Raw genomic sequence first — 8,677 nt, 5'->3', positions numbered from 1 at the left:
AGATGGCCCGGCGGGCGCGGTACGGAGTGACCACCCTGTCGCAGGCGGCGGCGGGGCTTGACCAGGCTCACCTTCGGCGGGGCGAGGGCGATGGAGGCCATGGAGACGACCTGGCAGAACCAGAGCGGGCACGGCACGTCCGGCGGCCACGGCGCGACCGGCGGGCACGGCTCGGGTTCGCGGTCGGGCGGTGGCAGCAAGGCCCAGCTGGTCGGGCTGTTCAAGACGCAGCTCGGGTCGCTGAAGAACGAGCTGAAGAGCGGTGCGTACCGGGATGCGAGCATGGCGATGTGCGCCCTGGTCGCCGCGGCCGACGGACAGGTGGACGCCTCCGAGCGGCAGCAGGTCGAGTCGATGATCCTCAGCAACGACGTGCTGCAGAACTTCCCGCCGGAGCAGCTGCGCCAGCGCTTCAACAAGCATGTGGACCAGCTGACGGCGAACTTCCAGCACGGCAAGACCGAGGCGATGCAGGAGATCGCCAAGGCCGCCAAGAAGCCCACCGAGGCTCGGGCCGTGGTCCAGACCGGCATGGTCATCGCCGGGGCCGACGGCCACTTCTCCCAGGCCGAGGCGACGGTCCTGCGCGAGGCCTGCGCGGCACTGGGGGTGTCTCCCGCCGAGTTCCAGCTCTGACCGCCGGCGCGGCGGCCCCGCCGGCCTACCGGGCCGCGCGCAGCGCGTCCACGGCCAGGCGGGCCGCCGTGCCGATGACGGCGTCGGCCGCGGGCAGCAGCGCGGAGGTGCGGGCCGTGCGGGTGAAGACGGCGACGGCGTACCGCCCCCCGTCGGGGTATTCGACGACGCCCACCTCGTTGCGCACGGTCGGCAGGCTCCCCGTCTTGCCCGCCACATGGACATCGTCGAAGGGGAAGCCGGAGGCCATCCGGTGCGGCCACACCTGAAGCCCGAGGACCCGGCGGACGGCCGCGCCGTGCTCGGGCGTGCATGCCTCGTCGCGCCACACGGCGCCGAGCAGCCGCGTCATGTCGCGCGGGGTGCTGCGGTTGGTGCGGGCCGGGTCCAGCGCCCGCAGCCGGGTGACGACGAGCGGGTCGGTGAGCGCCCGCGCGCCACCGGGGCCGGCGTCCTCCTTGATGGTGGCGAGGAGCTCGCCGAAGGAGTGCACGGCGTGGGTGCGGGTGAGGCCCAGACGGGCCGTGGTGCGGTTGACGGCGTCGAGGCCGACGCGCCCCAGCAGCAGATCGGCGGCGGCGTTGTCGCTCACGGACATCATCAGATAGGCGAGGTCCCGCAGGGACAGCCGGGCGCCGTCGAGCATCGCGGCGAGACCCGTCGGCCCGGTGGTGCGGCCCTCCGGCGGGCACTCGACCTGCTCGGTGAGGTCCAGGATCCCCGCCGCGGCCTGCTCGTGGAGCGTGACGAGCACACACAGCTTGTGGACGCTGGCGGTGCAGACCGGCTGGTCCGCACCCGCGTCGAGCTGGGCACCGGAGTCGATGTCGACGGCGTGCAGCCGACCGGTGACCCCGGCGTCGGCGAAGGCCGCGTGGATACGGGCGAGAGGGTCGTTCACAGCCAGTACTCCGAGGCCGGGCGCAGATGGAGCGGGCGGGTGGGCAGGTCGGGGGCCGCGCCGGCGGTGGTGCGCAGCGCGTGCGTGGCGGCCTCGGCGAAGGCGGCCACGGCGGCGTCACCGCGTCCGCCGGGCCAGGCCACGGAGTGCCGCAGGGCTAGGGGAGCACCGGTGAGCGGACGCCAGACGACACCCGCGGCAGGTGCGACACCCGTGGCGGGTGCGACATTCGCGGCCGGTTCTCGGCGCGAGCCCTCCCCGTTGCCCTCCACAGGCTCGTGCGCGTCCCGGGGGCTGAAGGACACCGCCTCCGCCGACAGGACCAGTCCGCGGACGAAGCTGGCGCCCTGGGCGTGCCGTACGGCGGGCGGGGTGTAGCCGTTGCGGGCGCAGGTGGTCAGCAGGTCGTCGTAGACCGCGGGGGCGCCCGTGCGGGGGAAGAGGATCAGGTCGTAGCCGGTGAGGGAGGCGAGGGGGACCTCGGCGAGCCCGGCCGCCGCCGCGTCGCGGGGCAGCAGTACGCCCAGTTCGCGGCGGAGCACCGGGCCCAGCTCCAGGCCGGAGACGTCACAGGGGTGGTGGATGAGCCCGACGTCCAGCTCGTGCGCGGCGAACCGCTCCAGTTGCTGGGCGGTGGGCAGCTCGTGCAGCTCAAGTTCCACGCCGGCGCTGTCGGCGTCGGCGAAGCCCGCGAGCAGCGCGGCGACCGTGTCGCCGGATATGTCGGGTGGCAGCGCGGCCCGCAGCAGGCCGGTCTCGCCGTCGCGGATACGGCGTGCGGTGGCCATGAGCGCCTCGGAGCGGGCGAGCACCTCCCGTGCCTCGGGCAGCAGCAGCGCCCCGGCCTCGGTGATGGTCACCTGCCGGCTCGTGCGCTCGAAGAGCCGGACGCCCAGATGTCTCTCCAGCCGCTGGACGCGCTGCGAGAGCGGCGGCTGCGCCATGCCCAGGCGAGCCGCGGCACGGCCGAAGTGTGACTCTTCGGCAACAGCCACGAAGCACTCCAGGTGCCGCACCAGGTCCACGAACAGTAACCATATCCGGTATTGATCGATGCGAGATCGATAAAGGTCTTGGACAGGTTGCCCACGGCGCTGCTGTCCTCGGCGCATGGACTCCCTCGCCGAATACACGAGCCGCTCCAACCGGGACCGCAGACGGCGCCGCAACGCCGTACGGGCCGTCACCGCGGGAGCGGTGGTGCTGGCCGTCGCCGCGGGCGGTTCGTACGCGGCCGGTCTCGGTCCCTTCGCACGGGACACCGGCCCCGACCCCGCCGCCGCGAAACAGGCCCGCGCCTTCCTCGCCGACTGGGCCGCCGGCCGGCTGCCGAGCGCGGCCGCCCGCACGACCAGCCCCGGTACGGCACAGCGCGTGCTGGACAGCTTCACCGCCGGACTGGAGATCACCGACCCCGCGTTCAAGGCCAAGGCCGCGACCGAGGCGGAGGACGGCACGGTCACCGTCCCGTTCACCGCCCGGATGCCCGTCACCGGCCTGGGCACCTGGACCTACGAGTCGAAGCTGCCGCTGCGTCAGCGGGGCGACGGCACCTGGAAGGTGGACTGGACGCTGTCCGTCGTCCACCCGCGCCTGAGCGGCACCGAGAAGTTCCGCCTCGAACGGGAGGAGACGAAACCCCCCGAGGTCATCGACCGGCAGGGCACGGCCCTGTCCGGCGACGAACTCCCCTCCCTCGCGCCCCTCATGACCCGGCTCGGCGGAAACGGCACGGACACCGGCGCACGCGGGGCGATCCACCTGGTCGACCGGGCCACCGGGGACGTCGAGCGCACGGAGGCCACCTTCGGCGCGCGCACGGTCCGGGACAAGGGCCCCGTCCGCACGACCCTGCACGCCGGCTGGCAGTCCGCCGCCGAGCAGGCCCTCGCCACCCACGCCGAGGGCAAGAACGCCGCGCTCGTCGCCCTGCGCATCGACGACGGCGAGATCCTGGCCGTGGCGAACTCCCCGTCCTCCGGCTTCAACCGCGCCCTCTCCGGCACCTACGCGCCCGGCTCCACCTGGAAGATCGTCACCACCAGCGCCCTGCTGCTCAAGGACGCCGTCAAGCCGGACGACGTGGTCGACTGCCCCCGGTACCTCACGGTGGGGAAGCGGTTCCAGAACGTGGAGCTCTCCCAGCACCCGGGCGCCACCTTCCGCAAGGACTTCACCGAGTCGTGCAACACCGCCTTCATCAGCCTGCGCGACCGGCTCTACGACGGGGAACTCGGCGATGTGGCCCGTAAGTACTTCGGCGTGGGCCAGGAATGGCACGTCGGGGCACCCACGTACGACGGATCGGTGCCGGCGCCGAAGGACGAGACGGAGAAGGCCGCCTCGATGATCGGGCAGGGCCGGGTGCAGGCCAACCCGCTGCTCATGGCGTCCGTGACCGCGACGGCCGTGTCCGGCACCTTCCACCAGCCCTCGCTCACCGACGGCAACGAGGACAAGACCACCACGACCCCGCTCCCACGGGGCGTCGTCACCGAACTGCGCGCGATGCTGCGGGCCACCGTCACCGACGGCACCGCGGAGGTCCTCTCCGATCTGCCCGGCGAGATCGGCGCCAAGACCGGTACCGCCGAGGTCTCCGACGCGCAGGACAACAACGGCTGGCTGGTCGCCCACCGCGGCAACGTCGCCGTGGCCTGTGTCGTCGAGGAGGGCGTCACCGGCGGCGGCTCCGCCGGACCGATCGTCCACAGCCTGCTGGCCGCCGCTTCCGACGACCCCGAGTGAAGGAACCCCGAGTGAAAGCCCGAGTGAAAGCCCGAGTGAAAGCCCGAGTCACGGTCGCACCCCGCAGGTCCGCCGACGGGCCCTCTCCGTCGTCCCGCCGCTCCTTCCTGGCCGCCGCGGTCCTCCTCCCTCTCGCCGGCTGCGGCACGGACGGCGACCGGGACACCGGCCGGGCGGGCGGCCGGGCAGGCGGAACGTCCACGACCACTCCGCCCGCCCCCGCGCCCACCGTCCGTCGCGCGCGCCTGGCGGATCTGGAGGGCGAGTACGGCGCCCGCGTCGGCGTCTACGCCCTCGCCACCGGCACCGGCGTCACCGTGACCCACCGCGCCGACGAGCGCTTCGCCTTCTGCTCGACCTTCAAGGCACTGGCCGCGGCGGCGGTCCTGCACCACCGCTCCCTGAAGGGCCTGGACCGGCGCGTCATGTACACGCGCGCCGACCTCAAGTCCACCGCCCCGATCACCGGGAAGCACATCGCGACCGGCATGACCCTGCGCCAACTCTGCGACGCCGCCGTCCGGTACAGCGACGGCACGGCCGGGAATCTGCTGCTGCGCGACCTCGGCGGCCCGGCGAAACTCACCGCCTATCTGCGCGGACTCGGCGACAAGGTCAGCCGCATGGACCACTACGAGCCAGAACTGCACGACGTACGGCCCGACGACCCCAGCGACACCACCACCCCCCGGGCGATCGCCACCGACTTCCGCGCACTGCTCCTGGGCACCGCCCTGCCCGCGGCGAACGCGCCCTGCTCACGGACCTGCTCTCGCGCAACGCCACCGAAGTGGGTGCCCGGCGCATCCGGGCCGGGCTCCCCAAGGGCTGGGAGGTGGCCGACAAGACCGGTACGGGCAACTACGGCCGGGCCAACGACATCGCGATCGTCCGCCCGCCCCGCACGGAGCCGCTCGTCCTGGCCGTCATGACCGACCGGCCCGGCCACGCGGCCGAGCCCTCGGACGCCCTGATCGCCGAGGCGACCCGGCGCACCATCGCCGCCCTGCGACCTGACGGTCTATAACGGGGCCATGATCTATCACGTCGTACCGCTCACCGTCTGGAACACCGCCCCCGGCCGGACGTACGCGCCCGACTCCCTCGCCGAGGAGGGCTTCGTGCACTGCTCCCCGGACGAGCCGGCCACGCTGGCCGTGGTCAACGCCTTCTACCGGGACGCGCCCAGGCCGCTGCTGGTGCTCGCCCTCGACGAGGCGCGCCTCACCGCGCAGGTGGAGTTCGAGGCGGCGGCCTCCGCCCCGCCGCCCGGGGTCGCCGGGGACGTCCTGTTCCCGCACGTGTTCGGCCCCCTCGACCGGGACGCCGTCGACCACGTCCTCGAGGTGCGGTGGGACGAGGAGGGCCGGGCGGCGGGACTGAGCCGGCGGGACTGAGCGGGACGGGAGCCCGGGGCCCTGGTGATCGAGTACGACAAGATGACCGGGTGAACGACAAGGACTCTCCTGCCACCACCCAGGCCCCCGCCCCGGCCGCCGCCCTGCGCCCGATCCGGAGCGCGGCCAACCTCGCCGTCGTCGCTCTCGCCCTCGCCGGACTGGCCTGGGCGGTCCGGGCGGTCTGGCACATCCGGCTCGCCATGGCGGGCGTGCCCGCGTCCGGCCCGCCCGACCAGGGCGACGGCGTCCACCGTCCCCTCAACGCCCTGGAGAACTCCTACCACTCGGTCAGCTCCGCGGGCGGCGCAGTCACGGCGGTCTGCGCGGTCGTGTTCCTGCTCTGGCTGGACCGCGCACGGGACAACGCGAGGACCCTCTCGGGCAAGGAACCGAAGTACCACTACCTCTGGCTCTTCCTGGGCTGGATCGTGCCCATCGCGAACCTGTGGATACCCCGGGGCATGGTCGCGGACGTGCACGCGTCGGTCTTCCCCGAACGGCGGCTGCCCGCCCTCGTGAACTGGTGGTGGGGCCTGTGGCTGGCCGGTCTGGCCGGCGGAGTCGGCCTGATCTACGCGGACTCCGCCGACGAGGTCATCGCCCGCGCCTACAACGAGGTCTGGCCCCTGCTCGCCGCCGACCTGGTGATCGTGGCCGCGGCCGGGACCGCCGCCCTGATGATCCGTACCCTCACCGCGGCGCAGCAGGGACGCATGGACGAGGTCGCGCGGACCGGCTCCTAGGGACGGGAGACCCACCTGTCAATAACGTCCGTCAGTTTTAGACCTAGTGAGTTGCCGGCCGGGTCGACGGGACGTCCCGCGCCGGGGTCGGTACGGCCGACGGGGAGCGGTCCACGGCCGTGGGGCGCGGGGTGTCGCGGGGGTTGTCCGTGCGCGGGGCGTCCGTGCCGGGGGCCGGGGCTTCGGATACGGAGGACGGCGTCGAGTCCGGCGTCGAGTCCGGCGTCGAGTCCGGCGCGGAGGGGGAAGGGGAGGGGGACGACGGCGGGGTGGGCAGGGGCGTCGTCGCGGGCGGCGGGGCCATCGGGACCGTCGGGGAGGCGGGGCGGTCCGGGGCCGCGAAGCGCACGGGGAGTGCGATGAGGGCGGCTACGGCACAGCACACGCCGGCCCCGGCCGCCGTACGGACGAGGCGGCGGCGCTTGGCACTTCGCCGGATCGCCTCGTACTGGCCGGGCGGTGCGCCTAGGTAGTCGGGGGAGGACGGACGCAGGATCACGGCGAGGGGGTCGTCGGGGCCGTACTCCGGGTCGCCCGGGACGTCGTCAAGGCGTGTGGTCAAGGCTTCTCCTCAGATGGACGCGGAGCAGTTCGCGGGCCGCGTGCAGATCGGCCTTGACGGTTCCTTCCTTGCGCCCGGTCAGTGCGGACACCTCCCGGATCGGCATGTCAGCGTAGTAGTGGAGGAGGATCGGCACGCGGAGTCGTTCCGGGAGCGACTGGACGAGCAGCCGCACCGAGGGGTCGGCCTGCTCGGGGTGGGGCCGTACGGCGGCCTCCGAGGTGACACGGTGCATGGCCCGGCGCTCGCGCTCCAGTTTGCGCCAGTGGTCCCGGACGAGGTTGGCCGCGGTGACGTAGAGGAAGCCTCGGGGCTCCTCCACGGACGTCCAGCGGGCCCAGAGCCGGGTGAACGCCTCCGAGGCGATCTCGTGGGCCGTCCCGTCGTCGTCGACGAGCCGGCGGCACCAGCCGGCGAGGCGCGGGTAGAGGGCGGCGAACAGTTCGGACGCGGCCTTCTCGCGGGACCGTTTCAACGCTCTCCAGAGGTCGGGGACTCGGTGCCGCTCAGCGCCGCGAAGACGATCACGTTGTCCGCGTAACCGTCGCCGGTGCGCGCTCCGCCGCACGTGATCAGCCGCAGCTCCGGGCGGTCCACGTTCCCGTAGACGTCGTCCGCCGGGAAGTCGGTTTTCGGGGTGGTCCGTACGTCCGTGACGGCGAACTCCGCCGCCGTGCCGTTCTCCAGGCGCGCCACGATCCGGTCGCCCCGCCGCAGCCGGCCGAGACGGCGGAAGACGCCGTCGCCGTACTTCCCGACCGTGACATGACCGAGGATCACCGACGGGCCGGTCTGCCCCGGGGTCGGCGAGTGCCGGTACCAGCCGGCCCGGTCGTCCGCCGTGAGGGGCGGCACCTCGACCGTGCCGTCCGGTGCCAGGCCCAGCCGGATGACCGGCGTGTCGACGCCGATGGCCGGGACGAGCAGCCGGACCGGAGCGGAACGGGCCAGGGGCCGCGCCCGCTTGGCCGGAACCGCCCCATCGGCCGGAACCGCCCGGGGCTTCGGCTGCCGTTCGGTGGTGGTTCCCTGGCTCCCGCACGCCGTCAGCAGGGACGCCAGCGCCGCGGTCGTGAACGCGCGCCTGGAGAACGCGGTCATGCCCCGGTCGCCCGACGGCGGCGTACGACGAGGACCGCTCCGCCGCCCAGGGCGAACGCCGCTGCGGCGCCCGCGCCGATCGCCGTGCCGTCGCTCCCGGACGACGAGGACGCCGGCGTCACACCGGTGTCGGGCGCGCCGCCCGGCCGGACGGAGACCTGGTCCTCGGCCGGTGCCCGGGTCGGTTCGGGCTTCGGGGCCGGAGGGGTGGCGTCCGGCGCGCGGGTCGGTTCGGCACTGGCCTCCGGCTGGGTAGCGGTGGGCGGGGTGGCCGAGGGGACCGGGCTCGGGGTCTTGCCGCCGTCGGCGAACGCGGGCCCGGTGCCCAGCAGTACGGCGGTGCCCGCGAGGGCCAGGGCGCTCAGGACGGTTCGGCGCATGGAATCGCTCTCCTTCGTCGGTCCCGCCCGATGCTCGGCGGGGTGGGTGACGGGTCGTGCGGAGAGACGAGGCGGCCACGGGGCGGGTTGTAAAGAGATGGCAAAGTCCGGTGAGGGTGGGCGGCCGGGTCCTCTTGGCAACGCCCCCACCGCCCGGTTCAATGACGCCGATCGTGATCGGTCGCAGCCACCGTGAAGGGATGGCC

Annotated in this window: 10 protein-coding genes and 1 pseudogene; 5 read left to right on the top strand and 6 right to left on the bottom strand. The window is 73.6% G+C overall.

From position 1 onward, the window contains the following. The first annotated feature begins 99 nt into the window (after positions 1–99). Positions 100–636: a tellurite resistance TerB family protein gene (locus tag ACWIF2_RS21980; protein WP_454362319.1), complete on the top strand. Its 537-nt coding sequence runs from the start codon at positions 100–102 to the stop codon at positions 634–636. A 25-nt stretch (positions 637–661) separates the two neighbouring features. On the opposite strand, the gene ACWIF2_RS21975 is transcribed toward ACWIF2_RS21980, so the two are convergent. Beyond that, the gene (locus ACWIF2_RS21975; protein ID WP_454362318.1) at positions 662–1,537 is read right to left on the bottom strand and encodes a serine hydrolase; all 876 of its coding nucleotides are present in this window, start codon (positions 1,535–1,537) and stop codon (positions 662–664) included. Continuing rightward, a complete protein-coding gene (locus tag ACWIF2_RS21970) occupies positions 1,534–2,562 on the bottom strand; it encodes a LysR substrate-binding domain-containing protein (RefSeq protein WP_454362317.1) in 1,029 nt (342 codons plus the stop codon). The genes ACWIF2_RS21975 and ACWIF2_RS21970 overlap by 4 nt, the downstream gene beginning before the upstream one ends. A gap of 85 nt (positions 2,563–2,647) precedes the next feature. Here ACWIF2_RS21970 and ACWIF2_RS21965 point away from each other — a divergent pair, with 85 nt between their 5' ends. From ACWIF2_RS21965 to ACWIF2_RS21950, 4 genes and pseudogenes are all read left to right on the top strand, one after another. Continuing rightward, positions 2,648–4,285: a penicillin-binding transpeptidase domain-containing protein gene (locus ACWIF2_RS21965; RefSeq protein ID WP_454362316.1), complete on the top strand. Its 1,638-nt coding sequence runs from the start codon at positions 2,648–2,650 to the stop codon at positions 4,283–4,285. A 35-nt stretch (positions 4,286–4,320) separates the two neighbouring features. Continuing rightward, positions 4,321–5,312: pseudogene (gene bla, locus ACWIF2_RS21960) on the top strand (class A beta-lactamase). Between the two features lie 7 nt (positions 5,313–5,319). Next, a complete protein-coding gene (locus ACWIF2_RS21955) occupies positions 5,320–5,682 on the top strand; it encodes a DUF952 domain-containing protein (RefSeq protein WP_454362315.1) in 363 nt (120 codons plus the stop codon). A gap of 50 nt (positions 5,683–5,732) precedes the next feature. Beyond that, positions 5,733–6,428, top strand: a complete 696-nt coding sequence (locus tag ACWIF2_RS21950; protein WP_454362314.1) for a DUF4328 domain-containing protein — start codon at positions 5,733–5,735, stop codon at positions 6,426–6,428. A gap of 43 nt (positions 6,429–6,471) precedes the next feature. On the opposite strand, the gene ACWIF2_RS21945 is transcribed toward ACWIF2_RS21950, so the two are convergent. The 4 genes from ACWIF2_RS21945 to ACWIF2_RS21930 are packed head-to-tail and all read right to left on the bottom strand — an operon-like array spanning position 6,472 to position 8,471. Further along, positions 6,472–6,990, bottom strand: coding sequence for a hypothetical protein (locus ACWIF2_RS21945; RefSeq protein WP_454362313.1), 519 nt, complete (start codon positions 6,988–6,990; stop codon positions 6,472–6,474). Then, a complete protein-coding gene (locus ACWIF2_RS21940; protein WP_031113208.1) occupies positions 6,974–7,465 on the bottom strand; it encodes an RNA polymerase sigma factor in 492 nt (163 codons plus the stop codon). Before ACWIF2_RS21940 ends, ACWIF2_RS21945 begins: the two co-directional genes overlap by 17 nt. After that, a complete protein-coding gene (locus tag ACWIF2_RS21935) occupies positions 7,462–8,091 on the bottom strand; it encodes a class F sortase (protein ID WP_454362312.1) in 630 nt (209 codons plus the stop codon). The genes ACWIF2_RS21940 and ACWIF2_RS21935 overlap by 4 nt, the downstream gene beginning before the upstream one ends. Next, entirely contained in the window at positions 8,088–8,471 is a 384-nt protein-coding gene (locus ACWIF2_RS21930) for a sortase-dependent protein (protein WP_454362311.1), read from the bottom strand. Before ACWIF2_RS21930 ends, ACWIF2_RS21935 begins: the two co-directional genes overlap by 4 nt. Positions 8,472–8,677: the final 206 nt, after the last annotated feature.

It is taken from the genome of Streptomyces sp. NPDC055506, from assembly GCF_053643595.1.
This window is presented reverse-complemented; position numbering and strand designations above follow the sequence as displayed.